Genomic DNA, 17692 nt, shown 5'->3' with positions numbered 1-17692 from the left:
ACCGACGGGACGGCTCCGTTCACGCGGAGTCGAGTCGAACACCCTCGGCGGACGAGCAGACGAACGTGCGGGGCTCGACGTCGACGCCCGCGCGGTCGGCGTACTCCGCGTCGACGGTGGCTCGAAAGCCGTCGACCGCGTCGGTCTCCACGAGGGCGACCACGCTCCCACCGAAGCCGCCGCCGGTCATCCGGGCACCGACGACGCCCTCGGTCTCCCACGCGAGTTCGACGACGGTGTCGAGCTCCCCACAGGAGACCTCGTAGTCGTCGCGGAGGCTGGCGTGTGACTCGAACATGCAGTCGCCGACGGCGTCCACGTCCCCGCTTTCGAGGGCGTCGACGGCCGCCTCCACCCGCTCGTTCTCGGTGATGACGTGTCGCGCCCGGCGGCGGAGTTCACCGGGGAGGTCGGCAGCGTGTGCGAGGAACGCGTCGCGGTCGACGTCTCTGAGCGATGCGACACCGCCAAGCAGTCCGTCGAGCCGTTCGACCGCTTCCTCGCACTCGCGCACCCGGTCGTTGTACGCCGACGAGGCGAGTTCGTGTTCGACGCGCGTGTCGACGACGACGACGTTGAGTCCGGCGTCGCCGAAGGGAACGCCTCGCGTCTCGCGGGACCGACAGTCGAGAAAGAGTACCTCGTCAACGCGACAGAGTGCGCTGGCGTACTGGTCCATGATGCCACAGTCGAGGCCGACGAAGCCGGTCTCTGCGCGCCAGGCCGCCTCGGCGAGGTCGCGCTTCGGGAGGTCGGCCGTCCCGACCCCGGGACGGTCGACCGCGTACGCTGCGGCCGCAGTCGCTACTTCCAGTGCCGCCGACGAGGAGAGACCAGCGCCCCGGGGCACGTCGCCCGCGACGAGCAGGTCGAGTCCCCGTGGCTCGAACCGCCCCGCGGCGGCGAGGTCGACGAGCACGCCGAGCGGGTAGTTCGCCCACACCTCGTCGTCGGCCGTGAGCGGTTCCGCGGGGACGTCGTCGACCGCGACTGCGGCCCCGACGTCGGCCGACTCCAGTCTGAACTGCCCGTCGTCGCGCGGGGCGACGGCGACGGCCGTGCGGCGGTCGATGGCCATGGGGAGGACGAACCCCTCGTTGTAGTCGGTGTGGCCGCCGACGAGGTTCACCCGACCCGGCGCACTCGCCACCGTGGTCGGCTCTCGACCGTACGCCGCCTCGAACGCGCTTCGCGCCTCCCTGGTCGTCATGTGTGGCTCGTGAGTCTTCGAGGAGAGGGCTTCAAACCCGGGGGTCGTCGAGGGGAACTGCGCCCGTCTCGTGTCGAGTCACTCCCGTGTCTCACGAAGTCGCGCCGCGATATCACGGCCGACGTCGCGCGGAGCGGCCTCGACGACAGCGACGTCGTCACCCACCGTCACCGAGCCGGGGTCGACGACGTCGGCACAGATGCCACCGCGGCCCTCCTTCAGCGCACGGGCGACCCCCTCCTCGCCGGCGACGCGCCCGACGTGGGCACACGGTGGTCGCGGCCGCGTCCCCCTGAAGACGGCGTCGCCGACGCGGAAGGTCGTCTCCAGGAGGGCGCGGAGGTCGACGTCCCGCGTGACGACGTTTCGTCGGTGGCGGCCGTCCGAGAGGTCGATGTCGTACTCGTCGCGGACGAACTCGAGCCCCTCGCTCGCGACGAACGTCACCTCGCAGACGTCGAACGGGGCGTAGTGGCCCGTCCCGAGCAGGTAGCGGTCGCCGCGGATGCCCCCGTCGACGACGTCGACGGTCTCGTGGGCTCGCATCGGCTCGCCGTCGGCCGGTGCCGTGAACAGGGCTTCGACGCGTCCCATAGGTGACCGAGGCGACGAGGAGAGAAAGCGGTTCGGGGTGCAGGCGGTCGGGCCTCAGGCGGCCTGTCCTTCGCTGCCCACCTCGTCCGTCGGGAGCCGCACGTCTACCCCGGAGACGACGAGGCGAACCCCTTCGGTGTAGGCGGTGTCGATGGTCGCCTCCCAGCCGTGGGTACGCGCGAGCGTCCGCAGGTTCGGCAGCAACATCCCGGCGGCCGCGTCCGGTACCGAGACGCCGTACGCGAAGAAGTCCTCGGGGTTCGCCGTCCCCACGGGGTCGCCGTCGTCGGTGATGACGAACCCGTCGTCGCGGAGTGTGACACTCACCACGGAAGCGCCGTTGTGACGGGCGAAGGCGAACGCGCTCTCGAAGAGGCCGTGGGTCCGGCCGGCGTCGGCGTCGATGCTCCCCTCGGCGCGGAGCGACAGCGAGATCCCGTCCGTCTCGAGGCCGTTCCACGCCTCTCGAGCGGCGGCGTCGACGTCGACGCAGCCGGTCGCCTCGAGCGTCTGCCCCTGACGGGCGAGCCGAGCGAGGTCGTCGACGATGTCCGACATCCGGTCGGCCGTCTGCGACGCCGTCCGGAGCGAGTCGCGGGCGGTCTGCACGTCGCCGTCTTCGAGCGCCTCCCCGGCGATGGTCACGCGCCCGTTGACGATTTGGAGGGTGTTGAGCAGTTCGTGCCTGATGGCGGCGGCGAACCCTTCGAGCTGTTCGTTCTGTCTGTCGAGTTCGCGACGCTGACGCTCCGTCCGTGTCACGTCGGTGAACACGACGATGCGCCCGATGTCGGTCTGGCCCATCGTGAACGAGGTGTCGCTCACGAGGTAGTGCCGGCGCTCGCCCTCGTACGTCCGGTCGATGACCCGCTCCTCCGAGGAGAGTCGGTCGGCGACGTCGGGGAGGACGGCCGGGAGTGTCGAGCCGACTGCCCCCGAGAGAGCGGGAAACAGCAGGCGTGCCTGGTCGTTGAACTGGCGGATCCGCCCCTCGTCGTCGAGGTAGACGACGGGGTCGTCGACGCCGTCGGAGAGCTGGACGGCGAGGAACTGCTCTTCGAAGACGAAGAGCACGCCGACGGCGAAGACGGCCACGCCGAGCGGCTCGTAGTTCATGTCGATGACCGCCGGGGTGGCGAACCCGACGATGTCGAACAGCACCGGTAGTCCGGTGAGCGCCGCGACGGCACCGAGAGCGTGGGTGTCGTAGTCGGCCTCCAAGAACAGCTCGTAGAGCATGAAGAAGCCGACGGCGACCAGCGCGTACGAGAGGCCGGTGATGACCCAGTGGAACGTTCCGTGCATGACGGTCAGGTGGGGGAACGGCTCGGCCACGTACGCGGTCGTAAAGTAGTAGCCGTGGAGCGGGTTCGTCACCTTCACCACGACGATGACGAGGTACACGACGACGGCCCCGAGGCGATACATCCGGTCGGTGTGGAACGACCGCCCGGTGTACGCCGAACAGAAGTAGAGCCACGCACCGACGGTGGTGAGGCCGATGACGAGGCTGACGAGATAGCTCGCGTATTTGAGGTCGGGTGTCGGAGCGACGAGGAAGCCGAGTTCCCACGCGGCCCAGCCGCCGCTCCCGACGAAGAGCGCGACCAGCCCACGGCGGGTCGCGTCGTCTTCGACCTGTCGCGCTCGGAACAGCGCAGCGCCGCAGACCAACGTCGCCGTCGCGAAGGCCAGCACGTAGCTCAAAAACATCACGGGGAGACCGAAGAGCGCCATTATATTCTCCGGAAGTGAATATCTTATTTAATTATATCTCTCCAGAACTTACCTTTGAGAACGGGCAGCGCCGCGACCGACCGTGGGCCGTCCCGACCGCCCGCCTCAGCAGATGTCTTTGACGCCCAGCCCCATCTCCGTCAGCGAGTCGGCGTAGTCGTCGTACGCGACCTGAATCACGTACTCGGCGACCATCTCGGCGCGCTCCCAGTCGGCGTCGTCCCCACACAGTTCGTCGAGGAGCGCGACTCCGTCGTCGACGACGGCGGCGGTTTCGGTCTTGAGGTCACGAAAGAGGTTCGCGCCCACCTCGTCGGCCTCGTTGACGAAGAACCCGATGAGCTGGTTGTGCGCGCGGATGCTGACCAGCGGACGGCCGACCATCCCGCTCGCCACGCGCTCGACCGTGTCCTCGCGGCCGCGGAGATACGCGTGCATCGGGCCGCCGTCGGCGAGGTCCACGTCCCCGTCGAGCGCGTCGAGGACGCGGTCGAGGTGTTCGTCTTCCTGCGCCGCGACGGCCTCGAACGCCGCGCGCGCGTCGGGGTGGGACTCGTCGGCGGCCCAGGCACGGAACGTCTCTCGGGCGGCGTGTTCGGAGTGTGCCGCGACCTCGAGGACGCGAGGACGCTCGATTCGCGCGCCCGTCAGCGCGATGAGTAGCTTCGAGGAGCCGAGCCGGTCGAGTTCCGTCCGCTTCGACGCCTCGACCGACTCGCGAAAGGTGGTGCCGTCCATACCGGTGTATGCGAACCCCTCGGGTTCAACGTTTTCCCCGGCGTCGTCTGCAGGTGAAGCTACACGCCTCTCCGGACGACACCTCCCGCGCCGACCCGCCAGCCCGCTTTTGTCTCTCGCACGCCTACTCGACGACATGAGCGAGTACCCACAGGCGTCGGGCGACGTCGAAGCGGTGTCGCCCGCGGAACTGGCCGCTCGGCTTCGCCGGGGAGAGGCCGTCTCGGTCCTCGACGTACGGAACCGCGCCGACGCGGAGGCGTGGCCGCTGTCGGGTGAGACGATTACGACGCACCACCTCCCCTACTACCGGTTCGTCGAGGCGAAGGTGAACGACGCGGTCGACGAACTGGCGACAGCGGTCCGCGCGGCACTCGACGAACCGGTCCTGGTCGTCTGCGGTCGCGGGGAGGCCAGCGCGTTCGTCGCCGAGCGACTCCTCGCGGAGGGTCTCGAGGCTGCGAACCTCGCCGAGGGGATGCGAGGGTGGGCGCGTGTCTACCACGCGGTCGACCTCCCGGTCGAAACGGCCACGGTCGTCCAGTACCAGCGGCCCTCCTCGGGCTGTCTGGCGTACCTCGTCGTCTCTGGCGACGAGGCGCTCGTCGTCGACCCTCTCAGGGCGTTCGCCGACCGCTACGTCGAAGACGCTCGCGAACACGGTGCCGAGGTCGTCGCCGTCGTCGACACCCACGTCCACGCCGACCACGTCAGCGGCGTGCGCGGCCTCCGCGACGCGACCGGTGCCGACGTGCTGCTTCCCGCGGGTGCCCGCGAGCGCGGCCTCGACTTCGACGCGTCGCTCCTCTCGGCGGGAGAGCCGCTCACCGTCGGCGACGTGACCCTCGACGTTGTCGCGCTCCCCGGCCACACGACGGAGCACCTCGGCTTCCGGCTGGGCGACCTCCTGTTCGCCGGCGACACCGTCTTTTGCGAGAGCGTCGCCCGACCGGACCTCGAACGGGGCGACGACGGCGCGGCCGAGGCGGCCCGCCGACTCTACGACACCATCGCGTCACTCGACGACGACACGGTCATCGCGCCCGGACACTTCTCGACGGCGCGGCCGGGCGAGTCGGGCGCGTATCTGGCGCGACTGGGGGACCTCCGCGAGCGGATACCGACCCTGTCGCTCGACCGCGAGGCGTTCGTCGAACGCGTCTCGGGCGAACTGCCGCCACGGCCAGCCAACTACGAGGAAATCATCGCCGTCAACCTCGGACGCGACGCCGTCGACGACGAGGAGTCGTTCGAACTCGAACTCGGACCCAACAACTGCGCGGCGACGGCCGACGCCGACTAGGCTCGGGGGTTCGGGCCCGGTTCGACCTCCCGGGGAACCGGTCAGTCGTCGGCCGCGGCGTCGGCCGCCGTCGCGTCGGCCTCGATGCTCGGCGGGTACGACCCACGGTCGAGCTTCAGGTCGGACTGCGGCCGGGCCATGCAGGTGAGCGCGTACGACGTCTTCTCCTCGTCGGTGAGCGCGTGCGCCGCCGGCTGTGTCACCTCCCCTTCGAGAATCTCGGCCGAACAGGCGAGACACATCCCGACCCGGCAGGAGTACTCCTGGGCGATGCCGGCGTCGATACAGGCGCGGAGGATGGTCTGCTTGTCGGAGACGGTGATGGTGTCACCGGTCCCGACGAACTCGACGGTGTATTCGGTCATACCGCGGGTTTCGGGTGACCGGCGCAAAACTCTTTATACACTCGTGTCGGCCGCGAGGCGACGCGAACTCCGGTCACGCGTCGTCGTCGTCGGCCGTCTCTGTGCCCTCCTCCTCGTCGGGCGCGCGGACCGTGAGGACGGGGACCGGCGAGGTTCGGACGGTCCGCTCCGTCACGCTCCCGAGCAGGAACCGTTCGATTCCCTTCCGCCCGTGGGTCCCCATCACCACGAGGTCGATGTCGTGGTCGGTGACGTAGTCACGGATGCTTCGGTGGATGGTCCCGACGAGCACCGCGGTCTCCACGTCGATTCCCTCGGCCTCACACCGGTCGGCGACCGCGTCGACGGCTGCCTGTCCTTCCGACTCCAGGGCGTCGATGACGGCGTCGACGCCAGCCTCCAGCGAGGAGTACAGCGCGGCGTCGACGACGTACAGCGCGTGGACCGTCGCGTCGTACGCCGTCGCGAACTCGACTGCGTGTTCGACTGCCCGGTCGCCGGCGGCGCTGCCGTCAGTCGGGACGAGGATTGCGTCGTACATACCCGACGTATCAAGGGGGCAGGACTTATCTGTTGGTACCTGTTCCCGGCGGCCGAGCGGCGAGTCGGGCGGGCGAGGTCCGGGGCCCCCGAGTCGAACCGGCCGGAATCGAAACGTTTCTGCCACCCGCGTCGGCACCGAGTGCCATGTCGCGCGTCGACCCCACCGCTCGTCTCACCGCCGCCGTCGTCGCGCTCTCCGTACTGGGGGTCGTCCTCAGAGTCGTCGCGCTCGGCGAGCGGCCGTTCCACTGGGACGAGGCGCGCGCCGGCGTCTGGGCGCTCCGGTTCGCCCGGATGGGGGTCTTCGAGTATCGCCCCGTCGCCGGTGGGCCGCTCCCGTACCACCTCGCGCGGGCGTCCCTGTCGCTCCTCGGCGCTACGGACGCCGCGGCACGCCTCCCCGTCGCCCTCGTCGGTGGCCTCCTCCCGCTCGCCGCGCTCGGTCTGCGAACACGACTCTCGGCCGCGGAGACCGTTCTCCTCGCCGCGCTCCTCGCCGGGTCGCCACCGCTCGTGTACTACGGGCGGGTCCTCCGTGGAGACCTCCTGCTCGCGGCCGCGGCGTTCCTCGCGTGTGTCCTCGTCGTTCGCGCGGTCGACACCGAACGGCAGAGCGCAGCCTTCGCCGCCGTGCTCGCGGCAGTCGCCGCCCTCGCGGCCTCCGGGTTCGTCGTCGCCACTGCCGCCTGCGTCGTCGCCGCGGTCGCCGTCTCCGTCGACGCCCGGTGGGTGTCGCTCAACGACCTCGTCGCGCTCCCCGACAGGGTGCGGGCGCGGTCGACCCTCGTCGCCCGGCTGTTCCTCGTGGGAGTCGCGGCGGTCGTCTTCCTGTTCGCCCCCCGAGGCGGGAGCGCGAGCCTCTGGAACCCCCTCGCGTTCCCCGACGTGCTGGCGTTCGTCTTCGACGAGGCCCCCGGGCGGTTCTTCGCGGTCCGGGTCGCGTCCCGGTACGCGGATGGGGCGACCCACGAACTCTGGCCCTTCGTTTCCTCGCTCCTGGAAGTGCTCCTCGCCGCGGCACCGGTGACGCTTCTCGCGGGTGTCTTCGGCGCGCTCTACGACCGCTACGTCGGGTCCGTCCGCCCGGTCGTCACCTTCTTCGCCGCGTGGGCGGGCGTCGGCGTCCTCGTCTTCCCGACGGTCGCCGAAGTCGACGGCCCCTGGACGGCAGTCCACGTCGTCGTTCCGCTCGCCGTGCCGGCCGCCGTCGGCCTCGCTCGCGGCGTCGCGTTCCTGCGAGACGCCGTCGCGCGCGAGGACGCCGCCGTCGTCGCCAGCGCGCTCCTCGTCTGTGCCGCGGCCGTCGCGGGCGTCGGTGCCGTCTTCGCCGACGACGTCTACGGGGAGCCGACGCCCGACAGTTCCCTCGCGGGCTACGCTCAGCCGGCCGACGACCTCGACCCCTTCGCGGCGAACCTCTCCGGGGAGTCGACGGTGCTGTACTACGGCGACCGGTTCCACACGCGCGGGTGGACCGAAGCCGACGGGCCGCCGGTCCCGGACGCGTGGGGGAATCGGCTCCCGCTTCCGTGGTACGTCGCACGTGAGGGCGGGTCGTCGACGACGCTGCCCTCCGGCGCGCCGCTCCCCGAGACGCCGCCGGCAGTCGTCGTCACCACTCCGGAGGACGCGCCGACGCTCCGGCCCGAACTGGCCGACTACGAGCGCAGTCGCTACCGCCTCGCGCTGTGGAACCGAGAAGTCGTGGTGTTCGTCGGACGGTCGTAACGCCCCAGTACGGCGTCGCGGCCGAGGCTCAGCGGAAGCCCATCGCTTCGATCTGTTCTTGATACCGGTTGCGGATGGTGACCTCGGTCACCTGCGCGACGTCGGCGACCTCACGCTGGGTCTTCTTCTCGTTACAGAGGAGCGAGGCCGCGTAGATGGCCGCGGCCGCGAAGCCGGTGGGCGACTTCCCCGAGAGCAGCCCCTGCTCGGCGGAGACGTCGATGATCTCGGTGGCCTTCGCCTGGACCTCCTCGGAGAGGTTCAGCGCGCTCGCAAAGCGCGGGACGAACTGCTTGGGGTCGACCGGCTTGAGTTCGAGGCCGAGTTCCTGGGAGATGTACCGGTAGGTACGACCGATCTCCTTCTGTGGGACGCGGGAGACCTCGGCGACCTCGTCCAGCGAGCGGGGGATACCCTCCTGGCGGCAGGCGGCGTAGAGCGCGCTGGTGGCGACACCCTCGATACTTCGCCCGCGGATGAGGTCCTCGTTGAGCGCACGTCGATAGATGACCGACGCGACCTCGCGCACCGACCGCGGCACGCCGAGCGCGCTCGCCATCCGGTCGATCTCGCTCAGCGCGAACTGGAGGTTACGCTCGCCCGCGTCCTTCGTCCGGATGCGCTCTTGCCACTTCCGCAGGCGGTGCATCTGCGAGCGTTTCTCGGAAGAGAGCGACCGACCGTAGGCGTCTTTGTCCTTCCAGTCGATGGTCGTCGTCAGTCCCCGGTCGTGCATCGTCTCGGTGATGGGGGCACCGACGCGCGACTTCGACTGGCGCTCGGAGTGGTTGAACGCCCGCCACTCCGGCCCGCGGTCGATCTGTCGCTCGTCCAGAACGAGCCCACAGTCGTCACACACCAACTCGCCCTGGTCGGCGTCGGTGATGATGTTTTCCGAGTCACACTCAGGACAGACGACCTGTTCGTCCGACTCCTGTTCCGATGCCTGCTCGCGCTGACGCTGCCGACTCGGACGTTCCATTATAAGGTTTGTGGTGAGGGGTAAATTTAAACCTTTGTAACAGATTTTTGATACAGTCCGAAAACCGTGTCCCGACGGCGGCGTCACCGGCCCTCTCCGTCGACAGTGCAGTCAAGTGGGGTCGACGAGTGTCCGGTCGCGTCGGAGACGACTCGCCGGCGCACCGGGCCGACCGGTCTCGGCGCGACGGTCGGGGAAGATTACCTCTACACATACGAGAGATTTTTACCATAACTCGAAAATATCACACGTATGACGCGGCCGCCGAATCCGACAAGCAGACGCACCGGTCACGAGCGACCCGCTCGGGCCACCGACGGTCGAGGGGGGACGTAGCCGTGGCGACGAAGGCTGCACTGGAGACCCAACTCGCCGTCGTCGCGGGGTTCGAGAGTCCACGCGTGAGCCTCGAACAGTACCCGACACCGCCGGACCTCGCCGCTCACGTCGTCCACGTCGCGGACCTCAACGACGACATCGAGGGACGGACCGTCGTCGACCTCGGCACGGGGACCGGGATGCTCGCGCTCGGCGCAGCGCTCCGTGGTGCCGCGCGCGTCGTTGGCGTTGACGTCGACCGCGCCGCGCTGTCGACGGCCCGCACCAACCGAGTCAGGGTGGGAACGACCACACCAATCCACTGGGTGCAGGCCGACGCGACCCGCTGTCCGATCACGACGACGGAGCGGACGACCGTCGTGATGAACCCGCCGTTCGGCGCACAGCGCGGTCACGAACACGCCGACCGGGCCTTCCTCGCGACCGCCGCAGCCATCGCCGACGTGTCGTACTCCATCCACAACGCGGGCAGCCAGGAGTTCGTCGAGGCGTTCGCCGCCGACAACGGGGGCGAGGTGACCCACGCGTTCGAGGCGACGTTCGACCTCGAACGGCAGTTCGACTTCCACGAGGAAGCGCGGAAGGAGCTCCGAACCGAGGTGTACCGAATCGTCTGGGACGCCGAGCGAGACGACTAGTCCGCCGGTGCCCGCTGTCCGCGGTACGTCTCGGGCGTGGCGACCTGTACCCTGGTTCCCTCGTACACGGCGAAGAGCCCCTTCTCGGTCCGCCGGAACGTCACTCCGTCGAGCGTCACCGACTCGTTCACCGGCGGAATCGGTGCACGGGCCGTCTCGTTGTCGCGCGAGACACCGACGAGGAACCGACGCTCCTCGACGGCGACCGAGACGTTGCGGCCGCCGATGACGGGTGACGCCCGCGCGGGCGGAGCGCGGTAGGCCGTCCGCGTCTCGCCCGCGTGGGTCAGGTTGACGAGGTAGGTGACGTTGCCACCGGTGACGGTCCACCCGCGGCGCTCGACGACGACGGTCTCGCGCCAGCCGACACCGCCGACGCGGACGGCCGTCCGGCCCTCGAAGCCGAGCCGACCTTTGCTCACCGCAGTCGTCCAGATGCCGCGCTCGTCGCTGCGGACGATGACGCCGGAGGTGTTCACCGAGGTGGTCTCGCCGAACGCGCTGACGTTCACGGCGGCGACCATCCCGTCGGTGACGTCTTCGGCGTAGACCACCTCGTAGTCGCGAATCTCGACCGGCTCACCGGGCAGGTCGGCGTCGGAGGCGGTAAAGAGGTTCACTGGCACGGCGGGGCCGGCGAGCGCCGACGCCACGAGCACCATGACGACGACGCCCCACTGCCAGCGCGGCAGGGCGAGGAGGGACCGGTCGACGCCGCTTCCCCCCGGCCGTCCGAACAGCGGCCGGTCGGAGGCGGTGACAGTGAGCGCGACGAGCGTCGCGAGCGAGAAGACGAGGACGACGCCCAGTGCGCGGAACAGGACGTACGTCTCTCCGCCGCGGAACCAGTAGACGGCCCAGAGCGACTGCGACACCGCAAAGAGGAGAACGCCAGCCCAGGTTCGGCCGGCGGGCGGGCGGGCGTCGCCACGGTGGCGGAGCAGCCACACCCCGAGCAACACGCCGGCGAAGAGGCCGATCGCGTGACCCTGGATGGCGATTTCGGCCCACCAGGGGGTCGAGAACGTCGGCCGGGCCGTCGCCTCCACCGTCGGCGTCTGGAGGGCGGCCCGGAGGAGTCCGAGCACCCGGCCGGCGACCAGCGCGACCACCGTCGTCAGCGGGTACCGGACGAGCGCGAACCCGGCGAAGGCGAACACGGCACCCGAGAAACCGACGACCGGACCGATGGCGAACACGGAGGTCAGCACCGTCACGGCGAAGACAGCGCCGGGGAAGAGGAGAAACGCCCGGACGTAGGGATTCGTCCGCCACGACGAGAACGACGACGACCCGCGCGCCGTGGGGAAGTGCCCCCAGACGTACTCGGCGATGGGGGCGAAGACGAGCGTGCCGACGAGGTTCCCGAGGAGGTGGTTCGGCCCCGCGTGCGCGAAGCCGGAGGCGACCATCCCCAGGGGGTAGAAGTACGACCACGCCCGGAACGGGATGACGATTGGGGAGAACCAGTAGTCGAGTCCCGCCTGGACGAACAGGTAGAAGCCGAGCACCGCGCTCGCGACGACGAGTGTTCCCCAGGGGACGCCGGCGACGAAACGGTGTCGCAGCCGCGCCCCCCAGCGTCCGGCGGGGCGCTCGGCGTACCAGACCGCGAGGAGCGAGGCGACCACGGCCACGACGACGACGAGCTGCTGGAGGGGGAGCCACGGGGGGACGGCGGGCAGTGCGAACTGCACGGCTAGCGGCGGGACGTCAGGGGCGGGGTGGTCTCACGCACGCTCAGAGCTTCGACTCGGCGTCCTCGGCGAGTTCCTCCATCCGCTTGCCGACGCGACCGGCGCTGGAGAACTCGTCGTCGGACATCGCCGAGGCGAGCGCGCTCCCGAGGACGAAGACGGCGTGTTTGTGCTCCGACTTCGACTTGTGGACGTGCGAGGGGTCGACGCCGAGGCTCTCGTACTCGTCGAAGAGGCCGTCGGGGACCTCCTCGCGCGTCTTGAAGTGATCTTTGATGACCACGAGTTGCTCGTGGAGTTCGAGCAGTTCGTCCTTGTGCATACTCCGTGGTACGGGAGAGTCCCGTTTAAGGATTGTTGGGGCCCGTCTGACACAGCGGGGGCTCGCCATCGACTCGAGGCGGGACGCACGCTCGCTTTACCGGCGGGGACGTCTGTGCTGCGTTCGGGGTCGTCCGTCGCCCTGCCGGGCTACTCGCCGCTCAGAAGACGTACTCGTCTTCGTGCCCCATCATCCCGTCGTCCTGGAACTCCTGGTCGTCTTCGAGCGGGCCGCTCGTCTTGTACGCGCGCAGTCCCGTCGAGAGCAGTTCCTCGATGGCCTCCTCGCGGGTGACGAACTCCCCCTGTTCGACCATCTGTGCGATCTGCATCTCCAGGTGTTCGGGGACGGTTATCTCTACGTTCGGCATCTGACTGTGCGGGGGTTTGAAGGGACCTTATTTAACTCTGGCGGGGGCTCGTGGGCGCGTCAGGACGTGAGACGACCGTCCGGGCAGCGGTCGGTCACCCCTGAGGCCCGCGGGAAGTCGGTACGAATAGGTGGTGCACGACCGAAGGACGGATGTGAAAGACCTCACGGGACTCTACCGCACGTACGGCGACGACCGGCTCCCGCCGGGCCAGCGCGAGACGAGTCGATTCCCCGTCCTGTCGAAGTCCGGGACGCCGAGTTTCGACCGCGAGTCGTGGCGGTTCGAGGTGTGGGGTGCCGTCGACGACCCGCTGACACTCTCCTGGGAGGAGTTCGTGGCCCTCCCGACCGAGAGACAGAGACAGGACTTCCACTGTGTCACCGGCTGGAGCAAGTTCGACTGCGAGTTCACCGGTGTGCCCTTCACGGCGCTGGCGGACGCAGCCGGTGTCACCGACGACGCCGTCCACGTCATGTTCCACGCGATGGACGACTACACCACCAACCTGCCGCTCGAGGACTGCCTCGCGGAGGGTGTGTTGTTCGTCACCGAGTTCGACGGCGAGTCGCTGCCCGCAGAACACGGCGGACCGCTCCGCGTCGTCACGCCGCACAAGTACGCGTACAAGGGTGCCAAGTGGGTCTCCGGCGTGGAGTTCCTCACCGAGCCCGAACGGGGGTACTGGGAGAAGCGCGGCTACTCGAACACCGCGAACCCCTGGGCCGAAGAGCGGTACGCCTGACCGCGCTGGGGCCCCAGCCCGGCCGTTCGGCACGACGAGGCTGGCCCGATAGTCAGGTACAAGAGCACGTGGTCCTGAGAGACGGGCAATGGAACCGTTACAGACTGGCGAGGTCGAACACCTCGTCAGCCGGACGGTGCAGATCCGTGACCCACCGTTCCGAGCCGTCCTCGAAACCGCGACGCGTCCGCGAACGGTCTGGAGCGCCCCGGGCGACGCGACCATCGTCGGCAGCGGCGCCGCGGCGACCATCACCGCGAACGGGGCCGACCGCTTCGTCCGGGTGCGCGAGGCGGCCGAGGCGCTGTTCGAGACGGGTGACGTCCACGCCGGCACCGAAGCGGCCCGCCCCCGACTGTTCGGCGGGTTCGCGTTCCACGACGACGGTGCCGAACGGAGCCCCTGGGAGGCGTTCCCCGACGCCCGATTCGTCTTCCCCAGAGTCCAGGTGACCTACGCCGACAACGGCACGTGGCTCACGGTCAACGCCGTCGGCCCCGACGCGACGGTCGAGGCCGTCGAGGCGCGCCTCGGCGCCGAGCGCGAGCGCCTCGAAGACCTCGCCGACGAACCGATGTCCCCCCGACCGGGCATCCGCGGGCGAACCCGGACGACGGCGCTCGAAGACTGGCGTGACGGGGTCGAGGCGGCCGTCGCACGCATCCGCGCGGGCGACCTCCGAAAAGTCGTGCTCGCACAGGCCCTGGCGGTCGACCTCGACGCGCCGCTGTCGCTCTCCGACACGCTCGTCCGCCTGGGAGAGAAGTACCCCGACTGCCACCGGTTCCTCGTCGAGCCCGCGGAGGGGGACGCGAGTTTCTTCGGCGCGACGCCCGAGCGGCTCGTCTCCGTCCGCGGGCGGACGGTCGAGACCGGCGCGCTCGCGGGGACGACCGGCCGCGGCGAGACGCCCACCGAGGACGAGTGGCTCGCCCGCGAACTCATGCAGTCCGAGAAGAACGTCCACGAACACGACCTGGTCGCCGAGACCATCCGCGACCAACTCGCCCCCTTCGCGGCGTCCGTCGCGATGGGCGAGCGTCAGGTCCGCCGACTTGCGACGGTCCAGCACCTCTGGACGCCCATCACGGCCGAACTCGGCCGGAACTATCACGTGCTCGACCTCGTCGAGGCGCTCCACCCCACCCCGGCGGTCGGTGGACTCCCGCCCGAGGCCGCGCTGGCGACGATTCGCGAGACCGAGCCGTTCGACCGTGGCTGGTACGCCGCTCCCGTCGGGTGGATCGACGCCGCCGGCTACGGCTCGTTCGCCGTCGCGCTCCGGTCGGCCGTGGCCTCACAGCAGAAGGTGACGGCGTTCGCCGGCGTCGGCATCGTCGCCGACTCGGACCCCGACCGCGAGTGGGACGAGGTGCAGTTGAAGTACCGACCGATCCTCGACGAACTCGAGACGGACGGGTGAGCGGGGCTACGGGCTGGCTGGTTCTCCGTCGGCCCCCCGCCCACCGTCGAGGTGACGCTCGTACGCGTCCAGGCAGTCGCCGATGGTCCACGTCCGTTCCCCGCGCTGTGAAGGGAACACGCCGACGAGGTCGTCGCCCGACCGGACGGCGAGGCTCATCATCGGGAGCGTGAGGACCTCACGACTCCGCCCGACGAGCGACGAGAGCGTCCGGACGTCGAACGCCGGGCGGACGCTCACACCTCGTTCGTCGGCCCAGCGTTCGAAGCGCTCGAACGTCTGCACCGCGTCGTCCGTCGTCGCCCCGTCCGAGAGTACCACCTCGTCGGGCCACGTCTGCACCTCGAACTCCTCGATGACGCCGGCGGCCCGGAGCCGGCCCAGCCGATTGATGACCGTCGTCCGCGCGCCACAGACGGGCGTCCGCGTCCGGAGCGTCATCGTCACCTCGCCGTGCACGGGCAGTTCAGACAGAACGTCCAGGTTCTCCCCCATCGGGTTCATCTCTGACTAGTCTATCCGCATATCACCGCAAAAGTGTTAGCTAGTAGACGAAATATGTGTATTATCGTCACTATATTTCGTTCGGGATTCGTCCCGTTCTACGGTGGGGGACGCGGCACGAACCCACAGGAGTATTGACGCCGACCCCCCAACCCAGGGCAATGACCGCGCCGAACCGGAACACCCTCTGGGCCGAGGCGTTCGTCGACGAACTCGTCCGCGGCGGCGTCTCCGCGGTGTGTATCACGCCGGGGAGCCGTTCGACCCCCCTCACCGTCGCCTTCGACCGCCACGAGGACGTCCACGTCTTCTCGCACCTCGACGAACGGTCCTCGGCGTTCTTCGCGCTCGGCCGTGCGCGACGGACGGGCGAGGTGACGCCACTCGTCTGCACCTCCGGAACCGCGGCGGCCAACTTCCACCCCGCCGTCATCGAGGCGTCACAGTCGCGTGTCCCACTCCTGGTTTTGACCGCGGACCGCCCACCGGAACTCCGTGACTCGGGCGCGAACCAGACGATCGACCAGGAGAAACTGTTCGGGACGTCGACCCGATGGTACCGCGACGTCGCCGAACCCGAGGCCACCGACCGGAAACTTCGGTCGCTGCGGACGACGGTAGGCCGAGCGGTAGCGAAGGCGACGGGTGCGCCCGCGGGCCCGGTCCACCTCAACGTCCCGTTCCGCAAGCCGCTGGAGCCGACGCCCGTCGACGGCGACGTTCCGGACTCGCTCTCGACACTGGCGCGCGAGGGTCGCGACGGCGACACGCCGTTCGTCCGCACGTCGCCAGGGGTCCAGGAGGTCGACGAGAAAGAACTGCGTACGGTGGCGCGAGAACTCGACACCGAGCGCGGCCTCATCGTCGCCGGACCCGCGGACGCGCCGGGCGTCGACGCCGAGACGGTCGCCGCACTCTCGCACGCGACGAACTTTCCCGTGCTCGCAGACCCGCTCTCCGGCCTCCGGTTCGGCGGGCACGTCCGAACGACGCCCGTCGTCGGCGGCTACGACGGCTTCCTCGACGAGCGGCTCACCGAGGCGTGGCCGGCTCTCGAGGTCGTCCTCCGCATCGGCGCGTCGCCCACGTCCAAACCGCTCCGGAAGTACCTCGCTCGGACGGGGGCGCGGCAGTTCCTCGTCGACCCCGCGGCGGGGTGGCGCGAGGCGGAGTTCACGGCGACGGACCTCGTCGTCGCCGACCCCTCGACGCTCGCGTGGCGGCTCGCACAGACGCTCGGTCGCGGCTCCGGGAGCAACCAGTGGAAACAGCGGTGGCTCGACGCCGACGACGCGCACTTCGACGAGTTCGCGTCGTCGCCGTCGTTCTGTGAGGGCCGCGTGCTGGCGGCCGTCGCACGGGACGCGCCGGACCCGTCCACACTCTTCGTCTCGAACTCCATGCCCGTCCGCGACCTCGACCGCTTCGGCGCGCCGGTCGCGAAATCCCTCACCGTCCTGGGCAACCGCGGCGCGTCGGGCATCGACGGCATCGTCTCGACGGCGCTCGGGGCGGGCAGTGCGACGACCGACCCACTCACGCTGGTGACGGGTGACCTCGCGTACTACCACGACATGAACGGTCTGCTCGCGCTGGGTCGCTGTGACGTCGACGCGACCATCGTCGTCGTGAACAACGACGGCGGCGGCATCTTCCATATGCTCCCCATCGCCGACTTCGAGCCGCCGTTCACCGAGCAGTTCGTCACGCCACACGGGCTGGACTTCGCCCCCACGGCGGACCTGTACGACCTCTCCTTCGCTCGTGTGGGTGCGGACGGGTTCCGTGACGCGTACGCCGAGTCGGTCGCACGCGAGGGGACGCAGGTCATCGAGGTGGAGACCGACGCCGAGGCGAGCCATCGGGTCCGTAGTCGGCTGAAAGCGCGTGTCGTCGACCGGCTGCTCGACGCGAACTGAGCGCGTCCGGCGCGGTCGGGCAGGCGGAGCCCAACACCGTTAATTGACTCCTCTTCGTTCCCCCCTGCATGGACGAGCATCGCGGCACGACGCCCGAGATCGAAGAGCGTCGCATCCGCCTCCGCCCGGAGAACGACGCCGTCGGCACCTGGCTCGAACGCCTGTTCGACGCCACCTCCGAACTCGTCGTCTTCGCCATCCCCGCGTTCGTCCTCGTCGTCCTGTTCAACAGCGCCACCCTCAGCGGCCGGACCATCGTCACGGCGACGGGCTTCATCCTCGTCGCAGCGGCCGTCAAACGCCGCACGCTCGCCGTCGGGGCGGAGTGGCCGAAGACGAGCACGCGACTGAGTCTCGCCCGCATCGCGTACTTCAACACGGTCGTCGTCGTCGGTATCACGCTGCCCGGCCTGGTCGGTGCGACGACCGGTGCCGGCGCCTCGCTCTTGCTGCCGACGGCGTTTGTCGTCGGTGTGGTCGGCGCGGGGCTGTTCCCGCCGCTCGTCGCTCTCGTCGGGCGCTCCGCCGACTGACC

The 17692-nt window shown here is 69.6% G+C and carries 18 protein-coding genes; 7 read left to right on the top strand and 11 right to left on the bottom strand.

Annotated features, from left to right (window positions below; all coding sequences use genetic code 11):
* Positions 1-19: 19 nt before the first annotated feature.
* The 4 genes from galK to E6N53_RS03965 all read right to left on the bottom strand — a co-directional run bounded on the left by galK (position 20) and on the right by E6N53_RS03965 (position 4279).
* Complete coding sequence (gene galK, locus E6N53_RS03980) at positions 20-1210, bottom strand: galactokinase (RefSeq protein ID WP_142857041.1); 1191 nt, start codon at positions 1208-1210, stop codon at positions 20-22.
* A 78-nt stretch (positions 1211-1288) separates the two neighbouring features.
* Positions 1289-1804 (bottom strand): MOSC domain-containing protein, encoded by a 516-nt coding sequence (locus E6N53_RS03975; protein ID WP_142857039.1) that lies wholly within the window; start codon positions 1802-1804, stop codon positions 1289-1291.
* 54 nt (positions 1805-1858) lie between these two features.
* The gene (locus E6N53_RS03970; protein WP_142857037.1) at positions 1859-3541 is read right to left on the bottom strand and encodes a histidine kinase N-terminal 7TM domain-containing protein; all 1683 of its coding nucleotides are present in this window, start codon (positions 3539-3541) and stop codon (positions 1859-1861) included.
* Positions 3542-3646: 105 nt separating this feature from the next.
* Complete coding sequence (locus tag E6N53_RS03965) at positions 3647-4279, bottom strand: rubrerythrin family protein (protein WP_142857035.1); 633 nt, start codon at positions 4277-4279, stop codon at positions 3647-3649.
* A gap of 175 nt (positions 4280-4454) precedes the next feature.
* On the opposite strand from E6N53_RS03965, the gene E6N53_RS03960 reads away from it, so the two are divergent.
* Positions 4455-5582 (top strand): MBL fold metallo-hydrolase, encoded by a 1128-nt coding sequence (locus E6N53_RS03960; protein WP_142857271.1) that lies wholly within the window; start codon positions 4455-4457, stop codon positions 5580-5582.
* 41 nt (positions 5583-5623) lie between these two features.
* Here E6N53_RS03960 and E6N53_RS03950 read toward each other — a convergent pair whose 3' ends face one another.
* Positions 5624-5947, bottom strand: a complete 324-nt coding sequence (locus E6N53_RS03950) for a 2Fe-2S iron-sulfur cluster-binding protein (RefSeq protein ID WP_136589128.1) — start codon at positions 5945-5947, stop codon at positions 5624-5626.
* 73 nt (positions 5948-6020) lie between these two features.
* Positions 6021-6488 carry a universal stress protein gene (locus E6N53_RS03945; RefSeq protein WP_142857031.1) on the bottom strand — a complete coding sequence of 156 codons (468 nt, stop codon included), beginning with the start codon at positions 6486-6488 and terminating at the stop codon, positions 6021-6023.
* A gap of 146 nt (positions 6489-6634) precedes the next feature.
* Here E6N53_RS03945 and E6N53_RS03940 point away from each other — a divergent pair, with 146 nt between their 5' ends.
* Positions 6635-8218: a flippase activity-associated protein Agl23 gene (locus tag E6N53_RS03940; protein WP_142857029.1), complete on the top strand. Its 1584-nt coding sequence runs from the start codon at positions 6635-6637 to the stop codon at positions 8216-8218.
* A 28-nt stretch (positions 8219-8246) separates the two neighbouring features.
* On the opposite strand, the gene E6N53_RS03935 is transcribed toward E6N53_RS03940, so the two are convergent.
* Positions 8247-9200: a transcription initiation factor IIB gene (locus E6N53_RS03935; protein ID WP_136589125.1), complete on the bottom strand. Its 954-nt coding sequence runs from the start codon at positions 9198-9200 to the stop codon at positions 8247-8249.
* Positions 9201-9538: 338 nt separating this feature from the next.
* Between E6N53_RS03935 and E6N53_RS03930 the strand changes: the two genes are divergently transcribed.
* Positions 9539-10177, top strand: coding sequence for an METTL5 family protein (locus E6N53_RS03930; RefSeq protein ID WP_136589272.1), 639 nt, complete (start codon positions 9539-9541; stop codon positions 10175-10177).
* On the opposite strand, the gene E6N53_RS03925 is transcribed toward E6N53_RS03930, so the two are convergent.
* From E6N53_RS03925 to E6N53_RS03915, 3 genes are all read right to left on the bottom strand, one after another.
* A complete protein-coding gene (locus E6N53_RS03925; protein ID WP_142857269.1) occupies positions 10174-11862 on the bottom strand; it encodes a rhomboid family intramembrane serine protease in 1689 nt (562 codons plus the stop codon). The genes E6N53_RS03930 and E6N53_RS03925 overlap by 4 nt on opposite strands.
* Positions 11863-11917: 55 nt before the next feature.
* Entirely contained in the window at positions 11918-12196 is a 279-nt protein-coding gene (locus E6N53_RS03920; RefSeq protein WP_136589124.1) for a UPF0058 family protein, read from the bottom strand.
* A gap of 160 nt (positions 12197-12356) precedes the next feature.
* Complete coding sequence (locus E6N53_RS03915) at positions 12357-12566, bottom strand: DUF7120 family protein (protein ID WP_136589123.1); 210 nt, start codon at positions 12564-12566, stop codon at positions 12357-12359.
* Positions 12567-12699: 133 nt separating this feature from the next.
* Between E6N53_RS03915 and E6N53_RS03910 the strand changes: the two genes are divergently transcribed.
* Both E6N53_RS03910 and E6N53_RS03905 read left to right on the top strand, forming a co-directional pair.
* Positions 12700-13311 (top strand): sulfite oxidase-like oxidoreductase, encoded by a 612-nt coding sequence (locus E6N53_RS03910; RefSeq protein WP_142857027.1) that lies wholly within the window; start codon positions 12700-12702, stop codon positions 13309-13311.
* Between the two features lie 88 nt (positions 13312-13399).
* Positions 13400-14734, top strand: coding sequence for an isochorismate synthase (locus E6N53_RS03905; protein WP_142857025.1), 1335 nt, complete (start codon positions 13400-13402; stop codon positions 14732-14734).
* A 6-nt stretch (positions 14735-14740) separates the two neighbouring features.
* Here the strand turns inward: E6N53_RS03905 and E6N53_RS03900 are convergent, their stop codons facing one another.
* Complete coding sequence (locus tag E6N53_RS03900; RefSeq protein WP_142857022.1) at positions 14741-15238, bottom strand: HTH domain-containing protein; 498 nt, start codon at positions 15236-15238, stop codon at positions 14741-14743.
* A 161-nt stretch (positions 15239-15399) separates the two neighbouring features.
* Here E6N53_RS03900 and menD point away from each other — a divergent pair, with 161 nt between their 5' ends.
* Complete coding sequence (menD, locus tag E6N53_RS03895; protein ID WP_142857020.1) at positions 15400-17157, top strand: 2-succinyl-5-enolpyruvyl-6-hydroxy-3-cyclohexene-1-carboxylic-acid synthase; 1758 nt, start codon at positions 15400-15402, stop codon at positions 17155-17157.
* Positions 17158-17225: 68 nt separating this feature from the next.
* Positions 17226-17690 carry a DUF8215 family protein gene (locus E6N53_RS03890; protein ID WP_142857018.1) on the top strand — a complete coding sequence of 155 codons (465 nt, stop codon included), beginning with the start codon at positions 17226-17228 and terminating at the stop codon, positions 17688-17690.
* Positions 17691-17692: the final 2 nt, after the last annotated feature.

The organism is Salinigranum halophilum, from assembly GCF_007004735.1.
Lineage (GTDB): Archaea > Halobacteriota > Halobacteria > Halobacteriales > Haloferacaceae > Salinigranum > Salinigranum halophilum.
The sequence above is the reverse complement of the archived record's forward strand: the minus strand, read 5'-3'. Positions and strand labels throughout refer to the sequence as shown.

Excerpts from the sequence above, each read along its gene's own strand:
- E6N53_RS03920 (WP_136589124.1), bottom strand. The coding sequence starts at position 12,196 with ATGCACAAGGACGAACTGCTCGAACTCCACGAGCAACTCGTGGTCATC.
- E6N53_RS03900 (WP_142857022.1), bottom strand. The coding sequence starts at position 15,238 with ATGAACCCGATGGGGGAGAACCTGGACGTTCTGTCTGAACTGCCCGTG.
- E6N53_RS03935 (WP_136589125.1), bottom strand. The coding sequence starts at position 9,200 with ATGGAACGTCCGAGTCGGCAGCGTCAGCGCGAGCAGGCATCGGAACAG.
- E6N53_RS03890 (WP_142857018.1), top strand. The coding sequence starts at position 17,226 with ATGGACGAGCATCGCGGCACGACGCCCGAGATCGAAGAGCGTCGCATC.
- galK (WP_142857041.1), bottom strand. The coding sequence starts at position 1,210 with ATGACGACCAGGGAGGCGCGAAGCGCGTTCGAGGCGGCGTACGGTCGA.
- E6N53_RS03950 (WP_136589128.1), bottom strand. The coding sequence starts at position 5,947 with ATGACCGAATACACCGTCGAGTTCGTCGGGACCGGTGACACCATCACC.
- menD (WP_142857020.1), top strand. The coding sequence starts at position 15,400 with ATGACCGCGCCGAACCGGAACACCCTCTGGGCCGAGGCGTTCGTCGAC.
- E6N53_RS03965 (WP_142857035.1), bottom strand. The coding sequence starts at position 4,279 with ATGGACGGCACCACCTTTCGCGAGTCGGTCGAGGCGTCGAAGCGGACG.
- E6N53_RS03975 (WP_142857039.1), bottom strand. The coding sequence starts at position 1,804 with ATGGGACGCGTCGAAGCCCTGTTCACGGCACCGGCCGACGGCGAGCCG.
- E6N53_RS03970 (WP_142857037.1), bottom strand. The coding sequence starts at position 3,541 with ATGGCGCTCTTCGGTCTCCCCGTGATGTTTTTGAGCTACGTGCTGGCC.
- E6N53_RS03905 (WP_142857025.1), top strand. The coding sequence starts at position 13,400 with ATGGAACCGTTACAGACTGGCGAGGTCGAACACCTCGTCAGCCGGACG.
- E6N53_RS03940 (WP_142857029.1), top strand. The coding sequence starts at position 6,635 with ATGTCGCGCGTCGACCCCACCGCTCGTCTCACCGCCGCCGTCGTCGCG.
- E6N53_RS03945 (WP_142857031.1), bottom strand. The coding sequence starts at position 6,488 with ATGTACGACGCAATCCTCGTCCCGACTGACGGCAGCGCCGCCGGCGAC.
- E6N53_RS03915 (WP_136589123.1), bottom strand. The coding sequence starts at position 12,566 with ATGCCGAACGTAGAGATAACCGTCCCCGAACACCTGGAGATGCAGATC.